This window comes from Streptomyces sp. NPDC004610 (assembly GCF_040609715.1).
Lineage (GTDB): Bacteria > Actinomycetota > Actinomycetes > Streptomycetales > Streptomycetaceae > Streptomyces.
Genome location: NZ_JBEXLA010000002.1, coordinates 247,982 through 271,213 on the forward strand (window position 1 = coordinate 247,982; position 23,232 = coordinate 271,213).

The following is a 23,232-nucleotide window of genomic DNA, read 5'->3' on the forward strand; positions in this document are numbered from 1 at the left end:
GTAAATGGGCGATGACCTGCGGGTTCATCGTGCGCGGTGGTATCCGCGGGAGTGGTGGGGGCAGGTGTCGGCGGCGCGGTCGGCGGGTGGGCGGGCGCCGTGCGTCCCGCTGCTCGTACCGTCCCGGCGGGGGCGGGAAACCGAGGTGCCGGGGCGCGGAAAATCGCTCTCGGAAGGCGAACGGGAAGCCCGTGTCGGTTGTTTATCAAGAACCTGTCGACGGCTCGTCGGTCGGCAATGCTGTGGCAAAGTAATCATGTCAACGAATGACGCCCCCACTCACATGTGGCTGCACAGCAAGAGCCGACGGAGAGCGCATTGAACAGTTCTGACCCGGTGACGCCCGGCATGGATCGACGCACCATCCTCAAGTACACCGCTGCCGCCGGTGCGATAGGCGTGGCCGCCTCTGCATTCACTCAGAATAGCGCCTTCGCGGCGACGAACGCGGCCGACAGCGATTCGGCGGCCTATATCGAGCAGCTGTATCAGAACGCGCTCGACGAGGGCGGCAATCTCGTTGTCTGGGCGGGCGGCAGCAATCCGAATCAGGAGAACGCGACGCGTGACGCGTTCAATGCCGCATTTCCCGGGATGAACGCGGTCTTCAATGTCCGCTACAGCCCCGTGCAGGCCGGCATCATCAACCGGCAACTGGCCCTCGGCGGCCTGGAGCCGGACATCGCCCAGATCCAGAGCCTGTACGACTTCGACCACTGGAAGTCGCAGAACGCCCTCCTGCCGTTCCGTCCGCCGGGCGCGCAGGCGGTGTTCCCGCAGTACCGGGACCCGGACTACGCCTTCATCGGCATCATGGTCCGTTCCTTCGGCCGGGTCAGCAACAGCACGCTGCTGACCGACGCCGAGGCGCCGAGGGACGCCAGCGACTTCCTGGCGCCCGAGTTCCGCGACAAGATCGTGGTTCCGGACCCCACCCTCGAAGACGCGATCCTGCACGCGTTCTATCTGGTGACGCAGAAATACGGTCTGCGCTACATGGAACAGTTCATGGAGCAGCGTCCGCAGATCGTCGCGAACGCGGGAGCGACCAGCGCGGCACTGGTCAGTGGTCAGCGTACCGCGACGCTCGCGCACATCGCGTCCCTGGCACCCATTCCGGGAAATCCCCAGCGGTATGTTGTGCCGCGTACGGATGAATTCATGAGCTGGCCGCAGACGGTGGCCATTTTCCGTAAGGCCCGCAACCCCGCGGCGGCGAAGCTCTACATCGCGTGGCAGCTGACGGTGGCACGGCAGAGCAGCGGTTTGCAGTGGCCGACCCGCCGCGATGTTTCGCTGACGAGTGGCTGGAATCCCATCAACCAGTACAACAGCCGGCTGAATGGATTCCGTGAATTCGTCCGCGACCGCGCGGCGGTGGAACGCTACCGGGCAGTGATCAAGACGTTCGTCTCCCCCTGAAATTCCTGCTCGCACCATTCAGGCAGGGGTGAGTCAGTGGTAGGGGAGCTGGGTCCGGGACACCGGGCCCAGCTCTGGTGTCTCCGGCCCGGACACCGTCGCCGACGCGGGGCGGCACGCCATCAAGCGCCACCGGGCGCCGCCGGGCGCCACCAGCCGATCCTGCCGATCCGCCCGCACCGGGTCCTGGAGGACCGGCCCGCGCCAGACCCGTACCGCGTACGAACACCCGTCTGACAGTGAATCCCGCGAACACGCCCCCCAGTTGACCTCCCTCCTTACAATTGGCCTGGTCCCTGAGCAGGCGACCCGATCTTCCGGAGGCGTGGCATGGCGGCTGTCGGCACGACCCCGGCCCGCGGCCCGCGCCGCTGATGCGGGAACCGGACGCGCGGGAGGCGCTCGACCAGCTCACCGAACTGCTGGCCGGTATGGACGCCTTCCGCGACCCGCCCACCCGCGAGGTCCTCATCGGCGAGCTGGACCCCGGCATCCAGGTCCGCATGCCCCGGTACCCGTCGACGCGGCACGAGGCCGTCGAGATCGTCCGGGCCTGTCTGCGGGTGCCCGGCGGGCTGGACGCGCTGGCCGGGGTGCTGGCGGAGTTCCATGGTCCGGGCCCCCAGCTGGAGCGCTTCCGGCAGCTGGCCGCGCTGCTCACCCGGAGCTGGGCCGGGTCGGTGCTGCACGAGGAGGAACGGGAGCACTTGCTCTGGCTCCTGCGCCGGGAACCGGCCGGACGGCCGTGGCTGGCCGCCTATCTGGAGGTGGCGGGCCCGGCGGCGGGGCCGCCCCCCGAGGATCCGGCGGAGGCCCTGGCCGTGCTGGAGGATCTGCCGGTCCGCGCCGGTGAGTTCCCCCGGGTGCTGCGCTTCACCATGGCCCTCGCCGAGAGCCGTACGGCCCCGGACCGGCTGCGCCACGAGGTGACCGGGTGGACGGTCCGGCTCGCCGACCGGCTGGGCGTGCGGTACACCCCGCCCCGCCCCGAACTCCGGCCCGCCGACCCCACCGACGGCAAGGTGCTCCTCGTGCTGAGCCTCCAGCCCTATCTCCCCCGCGGCGGCTCCTTCCTGGTGTCGGCCTGGCTGGAGTACGGCACGGACGGCCTCCTCACCCTGGCCCAGGAGGACGAGCCCCGCACCCTGGACCAGATCCCGCCCCTGATGGACGGATTCCTGGACGTCGTCCGGGACTACGCGGGCGGGCGTCCGCCGCAGCGGGTCGAGTTCGTGCTGCCGCGGGCGCTGCTGGATCTGCCCGTGGACCAGTGGGTGACCGGCGCCGGGGACCCGGCGGCCCGGCACGCCGCCCCGCTCGGTCTGCGCTGCCCGGTCGTCGTACGCAATCTGGAGCGGGCCGGGGAGGCGCCCGAGCACCGGCGCTGGGCCCGGCGGTGGGAGGCGCTCGCCCGGCGGACCGCGCTCGCGGAACGGGACGTCCTGTGGCTGGACCCGGGGTCCGGCGAGGAGCGCCGCCACGCGCTGCGGGCCGCCGGGGACACCCTCTGCGCGGTGGTCGTCGACCCGCCCGGCGGCGGTCCCCGCCGCTCCCCCTCCCCCGCCGTCTCCACCGCCGATGCCCTCGACGCGCTCCTGGACGCGGGTGTGCCGGTCGTGCTGTGGGACCGCGCGGGCGAGGAGCGGTACGGGCCCGCCCCGTCGCCCGGTACGGTGCGGCGGACCGCGTGGCAGCTGATGCACGGGGGCACCTTCGAGCAACTGCCGGAGCGGCTGCGGTCGTTGCGGGCGCAGACCCTGGAGTCGGGGGAGGGCGAATGGGGGCGGCGGCTCGCACTTCTCTGGGACGATCCGACCCGTACCGTCGGAGCGGGGGGCGCACTGCGGTGGCCGTAGGGACGCGGGCCCCGCACGACGGACACGGACACCGGCGCGGACATCGCGCCGCAGACAGGCGGTACGGCCGGACGGCGGGCCGGAAGGGCTGGACGACATGAGTGACTGGCACATCTACCAAGGCCACGGGCACCGCCACGACGGCATCGACCGGCTGCCCGCCCCGCCGCCCTGGCGGGCCATGTCCCGCCAGGGCACGGGCCCCGGATCCGGTTCCGTCGAGGACGACCGGTACCGGTACCGGGCCGCCGTCTACCAGTCGGACCCGGGGACCGTCGACGCGGTCAACGCGGCGCTGCTGCTGCGCCGTCCGCTGCTGGTCACCGGCCGCCCCGGCACGGGGAAGTCCACCCTGGCCCATCAGGTGGCCCATGAGCTGGGGCTCGGCCCGGTGCTGCGGTGGGCCATCACCAGCCGCTCCACCCTCAAGGACGGGCTGTACATCTACGACGCCATCGGGCGGCTCCAGGAGGCGAGCCGCCGGGCCGCCGCCCTCAGCGCCCGCCGGGACGGCGCGCCGCCCCCGCCCGGTGAGGAGCGCTCGGACATCGGGTCGTATCTGCGGCTCGGCCCGCTCGGCACCGCGCTGCTCCCGGCCCAGCGGCCCCGGGTGCTGCTCATCGACGAGGTGGACAAGAGCGACCTGGACCTGCCCAACGACCTGCTCCATGTCTTCGAGGACGGGGATTTCGAGATCCCCGAACTGGTCCGGCTGACCAGGGAGCCCACCATCGATGTCCTCACCTCCGACGGCCGCACGGCCCCCATCACCGAGGGGCGGGTGCAGTGCACGGTCTTTCCGCTGGTCATCCTCACCAGCAACGGCGAACGCGAGTTCCCGGCCGCGTTCCTGCGCCGCTGTGTGAGTCTGCGGCTGCCCGAACCGGACATGGACAAGCTCGCCCGTATCGTCGAGGCCCATCTCGGCCGGGACGGCGCCGAGCGCGGCCGGGAGATCATCGAGATCTTTCTGCGCAACCGGGCCGAGGGCCTGGTCTCCACCGACCAACTCCTCAACGCCATCTATCTCGCCACCGGCAACGGCACCCCGGAAGGACGCGAGGAATTGGTACGGCTGCTGCTCAGGCCCCTCGGGCCGGGCACATGAGGGGGGACGTGGCCGAGCTGCTGCGGCTGCTCGGGGCGGCCGGCGCCCCCGAGCCCGAGCAGGTCGCGGACGCGCTGTGGCTGGCGGAGATGGTGGGCCCGTCCGCCCTGACCGGCCCGGTCGCGGACGCGGGCCCGGCCCCGGCGGTGCGGGACGGCGCCCCGGCGACGACGGCTCCGGCAGGCCCCGGCACACAGCCCCCGCGGTCCCTAACCGCCACCGGCCCGGCGCCCGGGGTGGCCGCCCTGTACCTGCCGCCGCCCGGCCACGACACCGGCCCGCCCACCGGCGGACCGGGCACGCCGCTGCGGGTGCGGGCGCCCGCCGCGCTGCCGGGGCACGGAGCGCTCGCCCGCGCGCTGCGACCGCTCACCCGCTGGGCCCCGTCCGGGGGCGTGGCCGCTCTGGAAGTGGACGAGGAGGCCACGGTGGAACGCATCGTCGACACCGCGCAGTGGTCCCCCGTGCTGCGCCCGGCGCCGAGCCGCTGGCTCGATCTGGTGCTGGTGGTGGACGACTCGGTGTCGATGATGGTGTGGCGGGACACCGTGCGGGAGTTCCTGTCGGTGCTCGGCAGTGTCGGGGCGTTCCGGTCGGTGCAGCACTGGCTGCTGCCGACCGAGGAGATCCCCGCCCGGGGCGTCGTGCTGCGCCCGCCCACCGCCGGGCAGGACGACGGCCGCGCCGACCGCAGCCCGCTGGAGATCCTCGACACCACCGGGCGGCGGGTCGTCCTGGTCGCCTCCGACTGTGTCAGCCCGTCCTGGGCGGACGGCACGCTGGGGCGGCTGCTGCGCACCTGGGGGCAGGCGGGACCGGTCGCCCTGGTCCAGTTGCTGCCGCGCCGGATGTGGGGGCAGAGCGCGCTCAGCGTCCAGGACGTACGTCTCGGTTCGCAGACGCCCGGCACCGCCAACGCGCGGCTCGCGGTCACGCCGCTCGGCGGTCACCGGCCCGCGCCGCGCACCATGGCCGTACCGGTGCTGGAGCTGGATCCGCGCTGGCTGGGGCCGTGGGCGGCGCTGGTGAGCGGGGAGACGACGGTGTGGGACACCGTGGCCACCCTGGTCCCGGAGTCGGCGGACCCCGCGGAGGTGCCCGGCCCCCGGACGGCGGGTCCCGGGGGTGAGACGCCGGAGGAACTGGTCCGCGCGTTCCGTGGGAGTGCCAGCCCGGCGGCGCAGCGGCTGGCGGCGCATCTCGCGGCGGTGCCGCTGAGCCTGCCGGTGATGCGGCTGGTGCAGGCGGCGGTGCTCGGCGACTCGCCGCCCTGGGTGCTCACCGAGGTCCTCTTCCGGGGCCTGGTCACCCGGGCCGACGACGCCGGGAGCGGGCCCGGCGCGCGGGCCGTGCTCTTCGAGTTCCGGCCCGGGGTGCGCGAGATCCTGCTCCAGTCGGCGCGGCGCACCCAGATCCTGGCGACGATGCAGCAGGTGTCGGACTGGCTCGTCGACGAGGACCGGCGTTCCGGCCGCCCCGCCGCCGACTTCACCGCCCTGCTGCGCGGCGACCCGGACGCCGTCGCCGCGGCCCGCCGGGACCGCCCCTTCGCCACCGTCACCGCCCAGACCCTGCGGCATCTCAGCGCGGAGTACGAGGCGCTCGCCCGGCGTCTGGAGGCACCGGCGGACGACCAGGTGCCGGACGGGCCGCCGGGCCCGGCGCACCAGCGGCCCGAACCGGCGGCGGCGCCCGCCGTGTCGGGAACCGTGCCCCCGGCGGCCGGGTCGGCGGACCAGGACGCCACCCTGCTCGCGGAGGTCCACGCGGGCGCGTTCGGCACCCCCCAGGTGCTGACGGCCCGTGAGGGCGGCGGCGCCACCACCGCCGCCGCCCGCTATGTGGCGCTGTACGGCCACGCCTACGACCAGGTGGCGTGGATACCGGCCGGGCGGCCCGTCACCGGGCCCGAACTGCCCGCCCTGCTGCGCGCCGCCGAGGGGCGGGACTCCGTGACCTGGCTGCTGGTCGTCGACGGCGCCCGGCCCGGCGACGGCCTCCCCCCGGACCTGCCCCCCGGCCCCGGGACGCTGCTGCTGACCGCCGCCGACAACGGCGGGGCCTGGCCCCCGGACCATCTGCCGCACCACGTCCCCCCGTTCAAGCGGGCCACCGCCATCCGCTTCCTGCGCGACCGGGTGCCGGACCTCACGGCTCCGGCGGCGCTGCGGATCGCCGCCCGGCTGGACGACGTACCGCTGGCCCTCGCCATGGCGGCCGGGGTGCTGGCCGGGCGGACGCCGGAGGAACTGCTCGGCGCGCTCGGCGCGGACCCCGGGTGGGGGGCCACGCCCGCGGCGCCGCTGGACGATCCGGTGGCCGAGATGTGCGCGCTCGCCCAGGACCGGGCGGTGGGGGGCTGCCCGGCGGCGGCGGAACTGCTGGACCTGTGCGCGGTGCTGGCGCACGGTCCGGTACCGGCGCAGTTCCTGGCGCGGGCGCTCCCGGAGACCTGCGGTACGGCCCTGGACGCGCTGGCCGGTGCCGCGCTGGTGACCGTCGTGGACGGGACGGTGTTCGTGCCGGCCGTGGTGGGGCGGGTGCGCCGGGAGCGGACTGACCCGGCGCGGACCGCCGTCGCCGGGCGGCTCGCCCGTGCCGCGTTCGTCGCCTGGCACGCGGCGGAGCGGGCGCCCGTACCCGGCGACGGCTTCCCCGGCCCGGGGGACGGTCTGGCGGCCCTGACCCGCCATCTGGACCCGATGGGCGCGCTCGGTGACGACGACCCGGCCGTGCGGGAGGCGGTCCGCGACCAGGTGCGGCTGCTGGCCGCCTGCGGCGACGGCGCGGGGGCGGCGGCCTGGGGCGCCCTGGCCCTGGACCGGCTGCGCTCCCGCACCGGCCAGGACGGCCCCGGCACCGCCGAACTCGCCGGACTGCTGAACGAGACGGCACGGGAGGACGAGGCGGCAGGGGAGGCGGCGGCAGGGGACGAGGCCGCGCGAGACGAGGCGGCACGGGACGAGAGACCGCAGGGGTCATGACCGGCCCGTCCGCTCAGGGACCCGGGGACGGGGTGGTGCGCCGGGCGCTGAGCGTGGGGGTGACCTCCTTCGCGGCGGGCACCGAGTTCGGGGACGACGACGAGGGCCCGGACCCGCTGGGGTTCGCGGCCGAGCGGGTCGCCGCCGTCACCGCGGCCCTGGAACTGCCCTGCTTCGGCTACCGCTGCGAGCGGCTGGTGTCCGGGGCACGGAACGAAGACGACGCAGACGACGAAGACGACGGGGCCGACGAGACCGACGAAGCCGACGGCGGGCCGTCCGCCGGGCGGCTCGGGGACCTGGTGCACAGCCGTCTGTCGGGCGGCGGCCCCGGCGAGGTCCTGATCGTCCATGTGGTCAGCCACGGTGTCCTCAGACCCACCGGCCTCTACGTCCTCGGCGCGGACAGCGTCCACAGCGCGCGGACCTCCATCGCGGGCTGGCTGTCCGAGGTGGAGGACTATCCCGGCCGCCCCCTGGTCCTCTTCCTCCTGGACCTGTGCCACTCGGGTGCCGCCGCACGGCTGGAGTGGCAGCTGCGCCGCCTCCTCGACGGATCCCACCGCGCCTGGGTGATGGCCGCGTCCGCCGAGCACGAGGCGGCCATCGACGGCCGCTTCAGCGAGGCCGTGGCCGAGGTCCTCACCGCGCTCGCCGAACAACGGCTCCAGTACGACCCCGGCAGCCGGTACGTCCCCTTCCTCTGGTTCGCCGACGAGGTACGCAACCAGCTGCGCAAACAGGTCGAGGCCCGCCGGGGACGGCCCCAGAACATCACCGTCACCGCACTCGACGGCCTCGGCCCCGAGCTGCCGTTCCTGCCCAACCCGGGCTATCGGGCGGCCGGGACGGCGGCGCTGCCCGCCGCGCCCCCGGTGGGGGCCGCGCCGCCGTCCCTGGACGAGGTGGCGGACGCGGACCACTTCCGCCGCCATGCCCAGGGCGGGGCGGCGTTCCCCGCCGGGCGCGCCGACGGGGCCGCGCGGCCGGGCCTGTTCACCGGGCGGGCGGCCGAGGTCGCACGGCTGGCGGAGTGGCTCGCGGACGGTACCGCCGGTGCCCGGCGGCTGCTGGTCGTCACCGGCAGCCCCGGCGCGGGCAAGTCCGCGCTGCTGGGGGTGCTGCTGTGCGCCGCCCATCCCGAACTGCGCGCACCGACGCGGGCGTTGTGGGAGCCGCTGGGCCGGGAGGTACCGGTGATGGTGGTGCCGCTGCCGGTCCACGCCCGGCAGCGGACGCTGGCGGAGGTGGTGCGGTCCCTGGTCCGGCGGCTCGGCGCGCACGGCCCCGAGTGGACCGGGACGGCCCAGGGCCCCGAGACCGATCCGCGCCGCCTGATCGAGGCGCTGAGCCGCCGCACGGGGCCCCCTCCGGTGCTGATCGCCGACGCGCTCGACGAGGCCCGGGACCCGGTGGAGCTGCTGAGGGACCTGTTCCACCCGCTCACCACGCTGGACCGTCCCGACGGGCAGCCCCTGTGCCGGGTCCTGCTGGCCGCCCGCGACGAGGAACCGTGCGTGGAGCTGATCGCCGGGGCGAGGACCGACGGTGACCTGGTCGACCTGGACGCGGTGGGCACGGAGGCCCTGGAAACGGACCTGCGGGACTATGTGCTGCGGTTGTTGGGGGTGGGGGTGGGAGCGGAGGAGGGGGCGGGGACGGAGACCCGGCCCAGGCCGGTCGGGTCGACCCACTCCCAGGCGACGGACGGACCACAGCCCCACCCGGCACCCCCGGACGCTCCGGAGCCGCAGGAAACCCCAGCACCCCCGGCACCCCCGGACGCCTCGGAACCGCAGGAACCCCCGGAAGAAGACCTCCCCGCACGAGAGTTCGCCGCCGCCACCGCCCACGCCCTCGCGGACCCCGGCCGCCCCGCCGCGACCGGTCCGCATCTCATCGCCGCGCTCTACACCTCGTACGCCCTCCAGGACGCCGTACGCCCCGCGTTGGAGGAGTCCGGGGCGGCGCGGGAGCTGGGTGAGAGGGTGCCGCGGGATCTGCCGGGGCTGCTGGAGCTCCAGTTCGCCGGGGACCACGCCCACCATCTGCTGCGCCCGGTGCTGACGGCGCTGGCCTTCGCGCAGGGCGACGGGCTGCCGGTCGGGCTGGTCGCCGCCGTCACCCACGCCTTCGGTACTCCGGCCGCTGAGGACGCCACCCCCACCACCGCCGACGAGAACACCCGTACCGCCGAGGTCGCCCGTCTGCTCGGCGAACTCCGGGCATTTCTGCGGACCGTGCCGGACGCCCGCGGCACCGCCCTGTACCGGCTGCTGCACCAGAGCATCGCCGACGAGCTGCGCGGCCAGGCCGTCCCCGGCCCAGGTGCGGCGCCCGGGGCGACAGCCGGGCAGGCGGTGTACGCCGCGCTGCTGGACACCCTGCGCGACGCCGCCGACGCCCGGCGGGTCCTGCGGTGGGCGGGGCTGGACGACTATCTGCGCCGGCATCTCGCCCAGCACGCGGTGGACGCGGACGCGTTCGACGCCCTGTGCGCCGACCCGGGGTTCCTGGTGCACGCCGATCCCGACCGGCTGGACCCGGAACTGGGGCACGCGGTCTCGGAGTCGGCGCGCAGCGCGGCGACCGTGTACCGCACCAGCGCGCATGTGCACCGCGCCGTCTCCGACGAGGGCCGCCGGCACATCCTGGCCATCGACGCGGTACGGCAGGGCGCCCGCACCCTCGCCGACCGGCTGGCCCGGCCGGAGCCCGGACAGGGCAACCCGATGGGGTGGCCGCCGCAGTGGGCGACGGCGAGCCTGATCAGCGCGGCGCACGCCTTCACGCTGCCGCTGCCCGAGGACCGGGTCACGGTGCTGGCGACCCCCGAGACCGGGGTGGCGGACGTGGTGACCGGTACCCGAGGGGGGCGGCTGCGGGTGTGGGACGCGCTGCACGGGCGGGTGCGCGGGGCCGCCGACCCCGGGCGGGGCGAGATCAGGGCGCTGGCCTGTACGGAACTCGCCGGGCAGCGGGTGGTGATCGTGGTGGCGGCGGACGGGGTGCCGCAGGTGCGGGCGCTGCCCGGTCTGGAGCCGTGGCAGGGCGGGGAGGCGCTGTTCGGGGGTGCGCGTGAGGTGCGGGCGCTGGGCTGTGTGGAGGTGGTGGGGCGGCGGATGGCGGTCACGGCGCACGCCGACGGCCGGCTGATGCTGTGGGACCTGGAGGGCGGACTGCCCGCCGAGGAACTCCGCTCCGGGGTGGGGCGGTCCACGGCCGTGGCGTGTCTGTCGGGCGCGGGCGGGCCGCTGGTGGCGGTGGCCGACGACGAGAGCACGGTCCGGCTGTGCGCGCCGCTCGGCGACGACGACGGCTCCGACCTCCAGCACCCGTGCCGCGTCACGGCCCTGGCCCTCGCCGTCACCGACGGCCGCCCGTGCGTGGTGACCGGCGGCGAGGACGGCCGCGTACGGGTCTGGGACGCGGTGTCGCGTACGTTGCTGGCGGCGTCGGCGGTCGCGCCCGGCGGGCCGGTGTACGCGCTCGCGCAGGTCGACGCGCCCGGGGCGGCGGGGCCCGCGCTACGGCTGCTGAGCGGGAGCGGCGACGGCACGATCCGTATCTGGGATCCCGCGGAGGGCACCGAACAGGGGCGCCTGACGAGGCACATGGGCGCGGTGACGGCGCTGGCCCGTCCGCCGTCGCAGCCGCCCGTGCTGGTGTCGGCGGGCCTGGACCCGGCGCTGCGGGTGTGGCATGTGCCGCCGGACCGTCCGCGCGGCGCGCCCGCGCCCGGCCACACCTCCTGGGTCACGGCGCTGACCCGGGCCGCGCTGGACGGCCGGGAGGTGCTGGTGTCGGCGGGGGCGGACGGTCTGCTGCACCGCTGGGACCTGGAGGAAGGCACACCGTACGGGCCGCCGGTGGCGACCGCGGTGACCGGCGCGGCCGGGGCCCGGCCCGCCGCGCTGCACGCCCTGGCCCTGGTCACGGTGCGGCGCCGCCCGCTGGTGGTGACGGCGGGCGGTGACGGACGGCCGCGCGCCTGGGATCTGCGCGAGGGGACCGCGTACGGACCGGCGTTCGACCCCGCGGGCGCTCCGGTGCAGGCGCTGGCAGCGACGGAGCTGGACGGCCGTCCGGTGCTGGTGTCGGGAGGCACGGACGGGCTGCTGCACCTGTGGGACGTGGACACCGGCCGCCGCCGGGGGCTGCCGCTGGCGGGGCATGTCGGCGGGGTCAACGCGCTGGCCTGTGCGACGGTCGACGGGCGCGCGGCGGTGCTGTCGTGCGGCGACGACGGGACGCTGCGGCTGTGGGACCTGTCGACGGGGCTGCCGATGATGCCGCCGGTCGTCGCCCACCAGGGCTGGGCCACCGCGCTGTCGTACGCCGAACGGGACGGCGTCCCGGTCGCCGTGACGGGGGGTCAGGACGGCTCGGTGCGGCTGTGGGAGCTGGCGGGGGCGGGGCGGGGGCGGCAGCACGGGGCGTCGCTGCCGGTGGTGGGCGGGGTGAACGCGCTGGCGTGCGGCGGGGACGCGGAGGATCCGCTGATCGTCGCGGCGGACGACGGGGCGGTCCGGGTGTGGGAGCGGGCGGGGACGGAGACGGTCTCGGGGGTGGGTGTGCCGGGCGCGGTGCAGTCGCTGCTGGTCTGCGGTGACCGGCTGGTCCTGGGCTGCGAGTGGGAGATCGTGGTGCTGCGCCGCGCCTCCTGAGCCGTGCGCCGCCGGCTGGTCAGCGCAGGCGGGCGAGTTCGGCGGCGACCTCGGGCACGGCCAGATAGCGGGTCGCCTTGTGGGTGGCGACCGGGCCGAGGCTCACCTCGTGGTGGAGGTCGATGCCGGGGAAGACGGCGGGCAGATCGCGCGGGATGGCGACGACGTCCCCGATGTCGCAGATGTTCACCCAGCGCCGGACCCCGGGAGGGCGCTGTCCGACGCGGTCCTCGTTGCCGGGGCCCAGGGACAGCCGGTCGCGGATGGCGCCGGGCAGGCCGAGGGGGGAGCCGAGGGTGATGAGGGTGTCCAGTGCGACGGGCCGGTGCCAGAGGGTCTCGTAGGCGACGACGCTGCCCAGCGAATGGGCCAGCAGGACGCGCGGGCGGCGCTCCTCCAGGACCTGGCTCAGGGCGTCGCGGACCTGGGCGCGTCGCTCGGAGCCGGGGTCGTTGAGATAGGTGTCGGCCTCCCGGCAGAACAGGACCACCGCGCGGCGGGCCAGGGCGCCGTGCCAGGTGGCGATCCACTCGGCGATCTGCCGCACCGGCAGCCCGGCCCGCCCCATCAGGACCTCGTCCGGTGCGCCGAGGGCGGTCGCCCAGTCGGCGAGCATCCGCTGCCCGGTCGTGCCGAGGAGTTCGGGGTCCTCGTCGCCGGCCCCCTGCGCCGTCCCGAGGTGCAGCAGATGGGCGTAGTACGCGGTCGCCAGCCCGCCGTCCTCGTACGGCACCCCGTCGTAGCCGTCCCCCAGCGCGGCCCCCCACTCGGCGGCCAGCGCCCGCGCCGCGCCCGGGACATCACCGGCCTTGGTGAGATAGCGGTAGCAGCGGATGCCATGGATGCCCACGATCATCGAAAGACCCCCCGGTGAACCCCAGTTGCCGACCCCGTGCACGACAGGGTAGGGCCTCACGGGCCGCCGGGGGGTGCGGGCGGCGGCCCGTGAGCGGGGAGGGGGTCAGGTGGTGGGGGTCAGGTGGTGGGGGCGGGGGTGTCGGCGGTCCCGCCGTCGATCCGCTGGACCAGGTCGCGCAGGACGCGGCCGTACTCGGGATGGGCCAGGGCGTGGGCCATCTGGGCCACCAGGTAGTCGGCCGGGTTGCCGGTGTCGTACCAGGTGCCCCGGATGACCTGGCCGTAGACCGCGCGGTCGGCGGCGTAGGCGTTGATCGCGTCGGTCAGATAGACCTCGCCCACCGGCAGGCCCTTCTCCTGGGCCTCGTACCAGCGGCGGGTCTGCTCGCGCAGTTCCTCCACGATGCCCGGGGTGATGACATAGCCGCCGATCGCGGCGTACTCCGAGGGCGCGTCGGCGGGCTTGGGCTTCTCCACCAGGCCGGTGATGCGCAGTTGGCCGCCGCCCAGGTCCTCCTTGACCTTGGGCACGCCGTAGCGCTGCGACTCGTCGCGGTTCATGGGCAGCAGGGCCAGCACCGGGCAGCCGGTCTGCTCATAGGCGCGGATGAGCTGCTGGGCGCGCGGTACCTCGGCGACGAAGACGTCGTCGGGCCACAGCACCAGGACGGGTTCGTCGCCGAAGCTGCGGGCGGCGTTGAGGACAGGCGTGCCGTTGCCGTAGGGGCCGCGCTGGTCGAGGTAGGTGACATGGCCGCGCCGGGCGAGTTCGGCGACCTCCGCCACGGCGTCGGCGTAGGCCGTCTTGCCGTCGGCGCGCAGTTGGCCGACCAGACCGGGGTTGGGCCGGAAGTGGTCCTGGATCAGCCCCTTGCCGCCGGACACGACGATGGTGATGTCGGTGATCCCGGAGTCCACCAGTTCCCGCACGGTGTGCTCGATGACCGGCTTGTCGCCGACCGGGAGCATCTCCTTGGGAATCGCCTTGGTCAGGGGCAGCAGACGGGAGCCGAGTCCGGCGGCGGGAATCACGGCCCTGCGGATCGTCGGGGGCATCAGGTCTCTCTCGGTCGATCGGCGCGCCGGTCCGGCCGGTCCGGCACATGCCGACGCTACCAAGGCATGGTGGACGGCTGGTGCGGCCCTCGGGTCGGGTTCTTCCGGGGAGGGAGGCGGGACGGCGCGCGGGCAGGGGTGGGGCACGGTCGCAGCAACCGCATGACATCGCATCACATCGCAGCGGCGCATCGCATCACATCACACCGCAGCGGCGCATCACATCGCATCGCAGCGGCCCATCGCATCGCATCGAACAACGGAAGGAAGAGTCATGGGCAAAGGAACCGCGCTCATCGTCGGAGTGGGTCCCGGGCTCGGTCTGGCCCTCGCCCGCGTCTTCGCCGGGGACGGCCACCCGGTGGCGCTGTTCGGCCGGAACGCCGGGCGTCTGCGCGGCTACGCGGACGCCCTGGTCGCCGAGGGGCACACCGCGGGCGTCCACCCCGTGGACGCCGCCGACCACGAGGGCCTGCGGGACGCGCTCGTCCGGGCCACGGACGAACTGGGGGCGCCGGAGCTGCTGGTCTACAACGCGGCCGTACTGGCTCCTGACACCCCCACCTCACTCGGCCCCGAGGACTTCGCCCGCACCCTCGCGGTGAATGTCACCGGCGCCGTGGTCGCGGCCCGGACCGTGCTGCCGCTGCTGCCGGAGGGCCGTGGGAGTCTGCTGTTCACCGGCGGCGCCTACGCACTGCACCCGTCGCCGGAGCGCACCTCGCTGTCGGTGGGCAAGGCGGCGCTGCGGGCCTATGTGCAGGCCCTGCACCGGCAGCAGGAGGGCACGGACGTCCAGGTCACCACCGTCACCATCGCGGGGTACATCGACGGCGGCGACCCCCGCTTCTCCTCCGGCACCCTGGCCGCGGCCTACCTCGATCTGCACCACCGGCCGCGCGACACCTGGGAGGCGGAACTGCTGTACTCCTGAGCCCTGTCGGACCCGGCCCTCAGGGTGACTTCCCGTAGCGGGTGGCCAGCGCGGCGGCGCGGTCGCGCAGCGCGGCGCGCAGCCACGGCGGGGAGAGGGCCTCCGCGTCCGTCGTCAGCTGCCACAGCGCCCATTCGGCGTGCCGGGCGTCCTGGAAGGCCACCTCCAGGCACAGCCAGTCGCCGTCCTCGGCGCTCTCCTCGCCGTGGACGGCCAGCGCCGTGCCCACCAGTTCCGCGCGCCGCCGCGGTCTCACCCGGACCACCGCGGCGACCTGGTCACCGCCGGCCCGGAAGCGGGTGCTGCGCTCGCGCCAGGCCAGGTCCAGATCGACCCGGTCGGGGCGCTGCGCCGGTTCGGTGAGTTCCTCGGCGGCCCGGACCCGGTCCAGCCGGTAGGTGCGGTCCGCGCCGGACCGGGTGGCCAGCAGATAGCCCTGGCCGCGCACGGTGACCAGGCCGATCGGATCCACGGTGCGCCACCGGGGGGTCCGGTCGGCGGCGGACGCGTAGTGGATCCGCAGCTTGTGCCCGGCGAACACCGCGCGCCGGACCTCGGCCGCCACGCTGTCGGGCAGTTCCTCGACGGGCACGCGACGGGCGAGGAGATCGGTCTCCGGGTCGATGAGCAGGCGCCGGGCCGCGCCGGCCGCGGTGTCCCGATGTCCTTCGGGCAGGGCGTCGACCACCTTGAGCATGGCGGAGGCGAGCGCCGAGCCGAGGCCGAACACCTGGGCGCCACGGCGTGATCCGGCGACCAGCAGGGCGAGTGCCTCGTCGTGGTTGAGTCCGGTCAGCTCGGTCTGGAAGCCGGGCAGCAGCGCGAAGCCGCCGTTGCGCCCGCGCTCGGCGTAGACCGGGACCCCGGCCGCGGACAGTGCCTCGATGTCCCGCAGCACGGTCCGGGTGGACACCTCCAGTTCGCGGGCGAGCGCGGTCGCGGAGAGCCGTCCGCGCTGCCGCAGCAGCAGCACCAGCGAGACCAGACGGTCGGCACGCATACGAAGTCCCTCCCCCGACGCCCTCCCCCGAATACCTGACACAGGATGTCACGGTTTCGCTGAGAGGCTCTCCGCACGAGGTCCGAAGGGACGGGCGACGGCCATCGAGCGCCCCGCCCCCCGGACCGACAGGTCACCCAGGGGAAGACCCCGGGGAGCGCCCAACGGAACGCCCCGGGAACGCCCGGGGGAACGCCCAGTGGGACCCATCAGAATGGAGCGGAAGTGGCATTGCAGCGAACGCCGGTCAACCCGGTGAAGTGGTCCATGGAGCTGGGATTCCCTCAGGGGGAGGTCGTCTCCGGACAGACCCGCACCCTGTACCTCTCCGGCCAGACCGCGATGAACGGTGACGGCGAGCCCCAGCACGACGGTGACATGGCGGCCCAGCTGGCACTGAGCCTGGACAATGTGACGGCCGTGCTCGCCGACGCCGGTATGTCACTGACGAACCTGGTCCGGCTCACCGTCTACACCACCGACGTCGATCTCCTCCTCCGGCACTACGGCGTGCTGGCGTCACGGCTGGGCGCGGCCGGGGTGGCGCCGACCACCACGATGCTCGGGGTGAGCAGGCTGGCGGTCCCCGGCCAGTTGGTGGAACTGGAAGGAACGGCCGTCGAGTGAAGTGCCCCCGGGGGCAGCTGACAGACGGGCTACGGCACCGGCACCGCCGTAGCCCGTCGTCCGGTCAGTTCCGGGTGGCGGTCCCGCACGCGGCGTCGCCGGGCTCCGACATCCGTGAGTCCATCGAGTCGCTCCGGTCGTACGGGTCGGTCACCGGGCCGTCGCCCTCGGATGACCCGGCGAGTTCGGAGTCGAACCGGGGGGTGAGGTAGCCGGTGAAGGTGCCGCAGCCGCCGTTGGTGGTGTCCACCATGTAGGAGAGCAGGGTGAAGGTGCCGGGCTCGGTGACGATCTTCACCGGGTCGTCCCAGCTCAGCACGGTCTCGCGGCGCACGATGGTGCGGGTGACTTCATCGCTGCCGTCGGCGCGGGCCACCGGGTAGACATAGGTGACATCGGCGGTCACCTCGACCGACTCGCGGTCGCCCTCCTCGTAGGTGAGGCGTCCGCGGGTCTTGATGACATCGCCGACCAGCCGGAACTCGGATTCCTCGAACCTGCTGAACAGCAGCAGGGGGTCGTTCTCCTTGCTGGGGGTGCGGAACGCGGCCGTCAGATAGTCCTGGACGTCCTGCTGATGGGGGTTCATCAGCTCGATGGCCTGCTTCGGCCGGTCCCCCTTCAGGACTCCGCTGTCCAGGCTGGACTCGACGAGGAAGTCACGGGTCAGCTCCAGCGTCCGGGCGACCTCCGCCTTGTCCATCCAGCCGGTGGCCCGCGCCTCGGGCAGAGCGATCCCGGCCGCGCCGTCCGCCCACTCCACCGCGGGCGAGCCCCTGAACGGCTCCTCCACGGTGGGCCCCTGGACCGCCGGGTCGGTCGGCGGCGGCGCGTCCGGGCGCTCCGACTCGGCGGCGAGCGGGGCGCTCGGGCCGTCGGCGCCCTGGTTCTCACCCCCGAACCAGCCGGTGACCCGTCCGGGGTCCAGGGCCACGACCAGTACGGCGGCCAGGGCCAGCAGTCCGACCACGTACCGGCCCTTGCCGCCTCGGCGGCGGGGCGGCTGGTGACCGCGCCATGGCTCCGGCCGGCCGCCCTCCTCCTGGAGACGCCGTGTCACCATCCGGGCCCGCGCCGACGGCTCCTCGGGCACGCCCTGGCCGTCACCCCCGGCGTCCCGCGCAAAGCGTTCCCACTCCTCGTCCGGTATGGACTCCCCGCCCTTGCCCACGCTGGGCCCCTCCCCTGATGCAACGGTTCCTCGCGGCACAACGCCGAGGGCACCGGGCACTGTACGTCGGGCCTCCGGTGCTTCGGCCCAGTGATCCTAAGGGCAGGGGGGAGAGACGGTGTCCGGGCGGGGTGGGAGCCGTCGGGGGCGGCTCCCCGCGAGGTCAGGGCCTGCCCAGCGCGAAGGTCCGTCGCCGCCGCCACGCGGTCCCGTCGTACGCCACCAGATCCACCGACCCGATCCGGGACGCCACGGGGAGTTCACCGGACAGCCCGGCCTCGATCTCGTCCAGGACGTGGTCCTCGTGGCCGTCGGCGACGGTCAGATGCGGCACGATCCCGGCGAACTTTCCGCCGTAGGGAGGGGTTTCGGGCCAGCGGGCGACGATGTCCTCGGTGAGCCTGCGGAAGGGGGCGGCCGGGTCCGGCGCCAGATAGAGGACGCCCGGGAAGCGGGCGCAGCCCTCGAAGCGCGCGTCGAACGCGGGGCGGGCTCCGAAGATCCCGGCGAGGGCCTCGACGGTCGGTTCGTCCAGGCGGCTCTCGTCGAGGAACGGGAAGAGGACGGTGACATGTGCGGGGACTCCGGCTCGGGCGGCCGGGTCGTACCGCGCCCTCCAGGACCGGACGGCGGGCTCGGCCTCGGGGACATGGACGACGAGCGCGGTCTGGCCGGGGTGGAAGCCGGTCGCCCGGTCGTGGTAGGCGGTCATGTCAGTGGATGCTGCCAGGGGGGTGGGGGTGCGGCGGGCGCGGTCGGGGGGAATGTCCGGAAGTGATGCCGGGGTGGGGTGGGCGTCGGCACCCTAGTGACCCGCCGCCTTCGCCTGCTCCGGCCGCTCGGGGGTGGGGGCCGGATCGGTCGCCGGATCGGTGGGCGTCTGTTCGGCGGGCGTCGGATCGGTGGGGGTCGGATGGGTGGGGGCCTGTTCGGCGGGCGCCGGACCAGTCGGCGTCGGACCAGTCGGCGTCGCTTCGGACGGTACTGGTCCGGTGGCCGTCGGATCAGCGGACGGTGGTGGAGTGCGGTAGGCCCGGAGGGGACCGTTGGCCGCGGCCACCGCCGCTATGGCCAGAACGGCGGAGAGGCCGCCGGTGACCAGGGAGAAGGACGCGGAGGTGGCGGAGGCGACCAGGCCGCCGCGGAAGTTGCCCAGTTCGGGGCCCGCGACGCCGATGACATGTTCCACCGCGGAGACCCGGCCCCGGTAGGCGTCGGGTGTCTCCATCTGGACCAGGGCGTTGCGGGTGACCACGGACACGGTGTCGGCGGCACCGGCCACGGCGAGACAGCCGAGGGTCAGCCACAGCGGCCCGGCGAGGCCGAACCCGGCCAGAGCCAGGCCCCAGACGGACGCCGCGGTCAGCTGGACGAGGCCGCCCCGGCGCCAGCGGGTCACCGAGCCGGAGAGCAGCCCGGCCGTGATGCCGCCGACGGCGACGGCCGACAGGAACAGTCCGAGGGTCTGCGGGTTGCCGTCGAAGCGGGCCTCGTTGACCAGCGGGAAGAGGGCGACGGGCATGGCCAGCAGCGTCGCGGCGAGGTCGGTGGTCAGGGAACCCCACAGGGTGGGGCGGCGCAGGATGACGCTCCAGCCGCCGCGTTCCGGCCGTGACCGGCGGCCGTCGCCCTTCGTCACCGTCCCCTCCGGCTGCATGGCGGGGAGGCGGATCACCGTGAGCATCGAGACCGCGACGGCCGCGGCCTGGACGGCGTAGGCCGCCGGGAGGTCCCAGCGGGCGATGATCAGACCGGCCAGCGCGGGTCCGGCCAGCATCGACGCCTGGAAGGAGACATTGGTCAGGGCGAGCCCGGCCGCGACCTGGTCGGTGGGGAGCAGCCGGACCGGGAAGGTGCGGCGGGCCGGGGCGCCGAGCGCGGCGGCGGCGGATCCGGCGGCGACCAGGGCGAGCAGCAGGAGCACACTGCGGTTGCCGGCGAGGGCCTGGGCGCAGAGGGCGGCGGCGGCCACGAACTGGGCGACGGTGGTGACCCGGACGACCGTGCGCCGGTCGAGGGTGTCGGCGAGGGTGCCGCCGACGAGTCCGAAGAGCAGCATGGGCAGGCCGGTGGCGAGTCCGATGGCACCGGTGCCGATGGGGCTGCCGGTGAGTTCCCAGACCTGGGCGAGGACCGCCACGTTGGCTATCTGGGCGCCGGTTCCGGCGGCGGAGCTGCCGATCCACAGGTCGCGGAAGGCGCGGCTGGTGCGCAGGGGGCGGGTGTCGAGGAAGCGGACGCGTGCCTTCATCGCGGCGGCTCGACCAGGTGGTCGAGGATGCGCTCGCGCATGGGGCGTTCCGCCAGGGCCCGCCGCAGTTCCGCGACCACCCCGGTCAGGGGGTGGGGGACCTCGGCGTCGAGTTCGGTGAGCGAGGCGTGGGTGGCCCGCCACTCGGCCTCCAGGAAGGGAACCAGGGCCCGGCCGCGCTCGGTGAGGTCGATCCGCCGGGTGCGGGCGTCGGGGCCGGGTTCGGAGGTGACGAGGTCTTCCTTGCGCATGGCGGCGACGGTCTGGCTGACCGCGGAGTGCGAGCGGTCCAGGGAGGCGGCGAGGTCGCGAATGGTCAGCGGGCCGGTGTGCGCCAGCCGGATCAGCGGGTACGCGAACCTCGGCCGTACACCGGTGATGCCGCGGTCGAGGTAGACCCGCTCGATCTCGGCGTCGAGGGCGGCGAGGAGTTCATGGAGGGAGTGCCAGGGGTCGGGCTGCGCGGTGGGGTCGGGATGCGGTGTCACTGTCACCGCGCCAACGTAACAGCGCTCATACAATGACGCTCGCGATTATCGGGCGGGCCCTGTCGGCCTCCCCTTCCCGGTCCCTCTCCCCGGCAGCCCTGCCCGGCCCCCCTCTCCGGCCACCCTCCCCGGCCGAGCCCCCCGACCCCGCCCCCGCCTCCACCCCGCCCCACCCTCACTCCGCGTGCACCACCACCGACACCACCCGTACCTCGCCGTCGGTCATGTTCCGGTACTGGTGGGGCGTCGCCGAGTCGAAGGCGAGGGAGTCGCCCGCATCCAGGACATAGGTCTCGAAGCCGATGTCGGCGTGGAGGGTGCCGGTGAGGACGAGCTGGTACTCGCGGCCCTCGTGGCGGATGGGCGCGCGGCTGTCGGTGGAGCGGCCGTAGGGGGCGTAGACGACCTCCAGGAAGTCCACCCGGGCGTCCTGCTGCGGGGTGAGCCGCTCCCAGCGGACACCGCTGGCGAGGTCGATGGTGCGGCGGTCGGCGGCGCGCTGGACGATGGTGCCGGGGGCGGGCGCCAGGGCGGGGCCGGAGGGGGCGGGGTGGCCATTGGCCTCCCGGGTCCCGTTCGCCTCCCGGGTCCCGTCCGCGCCCCGGATCCGGTCCGCGCCCCGGATCCCGTTCGTGTCCCGGGCCCCGCTGACCGCGCGGGCGCGCGCACCGCCGCCCGCCTCGGGGACGTCGTCGGCGCCGCCGGTGCCGAAGAGGTACTCCAGGGGGATGTCCAGCGCGTTGGCCAGGCCGTAGATCACCCCGGCGGACGGGGCCGTCTGGCCGCGTTCGACCTGGGAGATGAGGCTGGCGGAGCAGCCGGCGAGCTTGCCCAACTCGCGCAGGGACAGGCCGCGTTCGGCGCGGACCTTTCTGAGCCTCACCCCGAGTTCGAGGCTGCCCCCCTCGGTCTTCATCGCGCCTCCTGGTCGGTGGGACGGGTCGGGTCCACGCACGGGACAACGGTAGCGGACTGCACAGGACTGTACAGCCGTGCACAGGATAGTGAACAGATGCCGGGAGAGATCGAGGGCGAAATTCCCCCTTCCCTCCCATTGGCGGCCCTGAAATGGGTCTTTTCAAGAGAGAGAAGTCCAACCCTTGACAATAATCCTGCACAGTGCGTCCACTATGACGCACACCGCGTCGCTTCCGACGCCCTCGCCCCGCAGTTCTGTGGAGGTCCTCGCCGTGACAGTCAATGCCAGACCCGGGCCCGTGGGCCGGTCAGCCGCTGGGTTCCCCCGACGCCGGTACCGCGCGGCGGGCGGGGCGGTCCTCGCCACCGCCCTCGCCGTCACCCTCGCTGCCTGCGGCGGCGGAGGCGGCGGCGGTGACACCGGGTCGTCCGACAAGGGTTCCGGCGGCACGCTCAGGTTCGGCACCAACCAGCAGTTCGACGACTGGGAGACGGTCACCAAGCAGAACGCGACCTACACCTCGCTGGTCTACGAGTCGCTGATCGGTCTCGCCGAGGACGGCACCACCCTGCGGCCCCAGCTCGCCACCGCCTGGGAGCAGACCCCGCAGCGGATCGACCTCACCCTCCGCTCCGGTGTCCTCTTCCACGACGGCACCCCCTTCGACGCCGAGGCCGTCGTCGCCAATCTGAAGCGGATCAGCACCACCCCGAGCCAGTACCGCAGTCAGCTCTCGGCCATGAAGTCGGCGACCGCCGTCGACGCGACCCATGTCCGTATCGACCTCACCGAGCCCGCGCCGGCCCTGCTGAACAACCTGGCCCGGCTCGGGATGTACATGGTCTCCCCCAAGGCGCTCGCCGACGGCGACTGGAAGACCAAGGGCGTCGGCACCGGCCCCTGGAAGTACGACGCCAAGGCGTCGGTGAAGGGCCTGCGCACGGTCGTCACCGCCTTCGACCGGTACTACGACAAGAAGTCCGTCGGCCCCTCCCGGGTCGAAGTCACCCAGATCAACGACCCCGACAGCCTCTACAACGCGCTGCGCGCCGGGCAGATCGACGTCGCCTGGACCACCCCGGCGCTGGCCGACCGCGCCGAGAAGGAGGGGCTCGCCTCCACCTGGTTCCCGTCCGTGCTGTGGCACCTCCAGATGTACGACATGAAGGGCGTCTTCAAGGACAAGAAGTTCCGCCAGGCCGTCTGCCACGCCATGAACCCGCAGGACTACGTCGACGCGGCGCTCGGCGGCAAGGGCGAGGTGCCCGCGCAGCGCTTCACCGAGGGCCAGTCCGGCTACGACCCCGCGCTCAAGGGCTACCCGTACGACGTGGACAAGGCCAAGCGGCTGATGAGTGAACTCGGCGGCGGTGAGCGCAGGTTCACCCTGCTCAGCTATGACACCCAGCGCACCATCGCCGAGCTGTTCCGCAGTCAGATGGCCGCCATCGGGGTCGAGGTGGAGCTGGAGACACCCAACTTCCCGCAGTTCCTGAGCGTCTACCAGAGCGGCAAGTACCCGGCGTCCATCCTCTCCGACGGCGCCCGCTCCGGCCCGTACGACTACTACGTCCGCAAGTTCGCGCCGGACGCCTCGGGCAATCCGCAGCGGATCACCTACCCCCGGCTGGAGGCGGCGGTGCGGGGCGGTCTCGACGCGACGACCGCCGAGCAGCAGGAGGCCGCCTGGCGGGAGCTGTCCGCGGTCGTCGACGAAGAGGCCCTGGACTGCGGCTACTTCGACTACTCCGGCTTCTGGGCCTACAACCCCAAGAACGTCGACAACATCGTCTCCACCCAGCACGAGGTGGCGGTCTTCCGCTACAAGGAGGCCCGCGTCGGGGACTGATCCCCCGGCCCCCGCCCTCCTCCGCCCCACCCCCCACGGCTT

The 23,232-nt window shown here is 74.1% G+C and carries 16 protein-coding genes; 8 read left to right on the top strand and 8 right to left on the bottom strand.

Annotation, left to right across the window (positions count from 1 at the left end; translation table 11 throughout):
* The first annotated feature begins 318 nt into the window (after positions 1-318).
* The 5 genes from ABZX40_RS03180 to ABZX40_RS03200 all read left to right on the top strand — a co-directional run bounded on the left by ABZX40_RS03180 (position 319) and on the right by ABZX40_RS03200 (position 12,037).
* Positions 319-1,422, top strand: a complete 1,104-nt coding sequence (locus ABZX40_RS03180) for an ABC transporter substrate-binding protein (RefSeq protein ID WP_355731470.1) — start codon at positions 319-321, stop codon at positions 1,420-1,422.
* 374 nt (positions 1,423-1,796) lie between these two features.
* The gene (locus ABZX40_RS03185) at positions 1,797-3,278 is read left to right on the top strand and encodes a hypothetical protein (RefSeq protein ID WP_355731469.1); all 1,482 of its coding nucleotides are present in this window, start codon (positions 1,797-1,799) and stop codon (positions 3,276-3,278) included.
* Positions 3,279-3,375: 97 nt separating this feature from the next.
* Positions 3,376-4,386 carry a MoxR family ATPase gene (locus ABZX40_RS03190; protein ID WP_355731467.1) on the top strand — a complete coding sequence of 337 codons (1,011 nt, stop codon included), beginning with the start codon at positions 3,376-3,378 and terminating at the stop codon, positions 4,384-4,386.
* 8 nt (positions 4,387-4,394) lie between these two features.
* The gene (locus tag ABZX40_RS03195) at positions 4,395-7,370 is read left to right on the top strand and encodes an SAV_2336 N-terminal domain-related protein (protein WP_355731465.1); all 2,976 of its coding nucleotides are present in this window, start codon (positions 4,395-4,397) and stop codon (positions 7,368-7,370) included.
* Entirely contained in the window at positions 7,367-12,037 is a 4,671-nt protein-coding gene (locus ABZX40_RS03200) for an AAA family ATPase (RefSeq protein ID WP_355731463.1), read from the top strand. Before ABZX40_RS03195 ends, ABZX40_RS03200 begins: the two co-directional genes overlap by 4 nt.
* Before the next feature lie 19 nt (positions 12,038-12,056).
* On the opposite strand, the gene ABZX40_RS03205 is transcribed toward ABZX40_RS03200, so the two are convergent.
* A complete protein-coding gene (locus ABZX40_RS03205; protein ID WP_355731462.1) occupies positions 12,057-12,893 on the bottom strand; it encodes a hypothetical protein in 837 nt (278 codons plus the stop codon).
* 119 nt (positions 12,894-13,012) lie between these two features.
* Positions 13,013-13,951 (bottom strand): UTP--glucose-1-phosphate uridylyltransferase, encoded by a 939-nt coding sequence (locus tag ABZX40_RS03210; protein WP_355731460.1) that lies wholly within the window; start codon positions 13,949-13,951, stop codon positions 13,013-13,015.
* Between the two features lie 274 nt (positions 13,952-14,225).
* Between ABZX40_RS03210 and ABZX40_RS03215 the strand changes: the two genes are divergently transcribed.
* Positions 14,226-14,885, top strand: coding sequence for an SDR family NAD(P)-dependent oxidoreductase (locus ABZX40_RS03215; protein WP_355731458.1), 660 nt, complete (start codon positions 14,226-14,228; stop codon positions 14,883-14,885).
* A gap of 19 nt (positions 14,886-14,904) precedes the next feature.
* Here ABZX40_RS03215 and ABZX40_RS03220 read toward each other — a convergent pair whose 3' ends face one another.
* Positions 14,905-15,885 carry a WYL domain-containing protein gene (locus ABZX40_RS03220; RefSeq protein ID WP_355731456.1) on the bottom strand — a complete coding sequence of 327 codons (981 nt, stop codon included), beginning with the start codon at positions 15,883-15,885 and terminating at the stop codon, positions 14,905-14,907.
* A gap of 231 nt (positions 15,886-16,116) precedes the next feature.
* Between ABZX40_RS03220 and ABZX40_RS03225 the strand changes: the two genes are divergently transcribed.
* Positions 16,117-16,512, top strand: a complete 396-nt coding sequence (locus ABZX40_RS03225; protein WP_355731518.1) for a RidA family protein — start codon at positions 16,117-16,119, stop codon at positions 16,510-16,512.
* Between the two features lie 64 nt (positions 16,513-16,576).
* Here the strand turns inward: ABZX40_RS03225 and ABZX40_RS03230 are convergent, their stop codons facing one another.
* The 5 genes from ABZX40_RS03230 to ABZX40_RS03250 form a co-directional block, all read right to left on the bottom strand.
* A complete protein-coding gene (locus ABZX40_RS03230) occupies positions 16,577-17,683 on the bottom strand; it encodes a hypothetical protein (RefSeq protein WP_355731454.1) in 1,107 nt (368 codons plus the stop codon).
* A gap of 163 nt (positions 17,684-17,846) precedes the next feature.
* Complete coding sequence (locus ABZX40_RS03235; protein WP_355731452.1) at positions 17,847-18,395, bottom strand: 2'-5' RNA ligase family protein; 549 nt, start codon at positions 18,393-18,395, stop codon at positions 17,847-17,849.
* 93 nt (positions 18,396-18,488) lie between these two features.
* Positions 18,489-19,934: an MFS transporter gene (locus tag ABZX40_RS03240; RefSeq protein ID WP_355731450.1), complete on the bottom strand. Its 1,446-nt coding sequence runs from the start codon at positions 19,932-19,934 to the stop codon at positions 18,489-18,491.
* Positions 19,931-20,428, bottom strand: a complete 498-nt coding sequence (locus ABZX40_RS03245) for a MarR family transcriptional regulator (RefSeq protein WP_355731448.1) — start codon at positions 20,426-20,428, stop codon at positions 19,931-19,933. The genes ABZX40_RS03240 and ABZX40_RS03245 overlap by 4 nt, the downstream gene beginning before the upstream one ends.
* 169 nt (positions 20,429-20,597) lie before the next feature.
* On the bottom strand, positions 20,598-21,338 hold the full coding sequence (locus tag ABZX40_RS03250; protein ID WP_355731446.1) for an XRE family transcriptional regulator: 741 nt from the start codon (positions 21,336-21,338) through the stop codon (positions 20,598-20,600).
* 301 nt (positions 21,339-21,639) lie between these two features.
* Here ABZX40_RS03250 and ABZX40_RS03255 point away from each other — a divergent pair, with 301 nt between their 5' ends.
* The gene (locus ABZX40_RS03255) at positions 21,640-23,190 is read left to right on the top strand and encodes an ABC transporter substrate-binding protein (RefSeq protein WP_355731445.1); all 1,551 of its coding nucleotides are present in this window, start codon (positions 21,640-21,642) and stop codon (positions 23,188-23,190) included.
* The last annotated feature ends 42 nt before the right edge of the window (positions 23,191-23,232 follow it).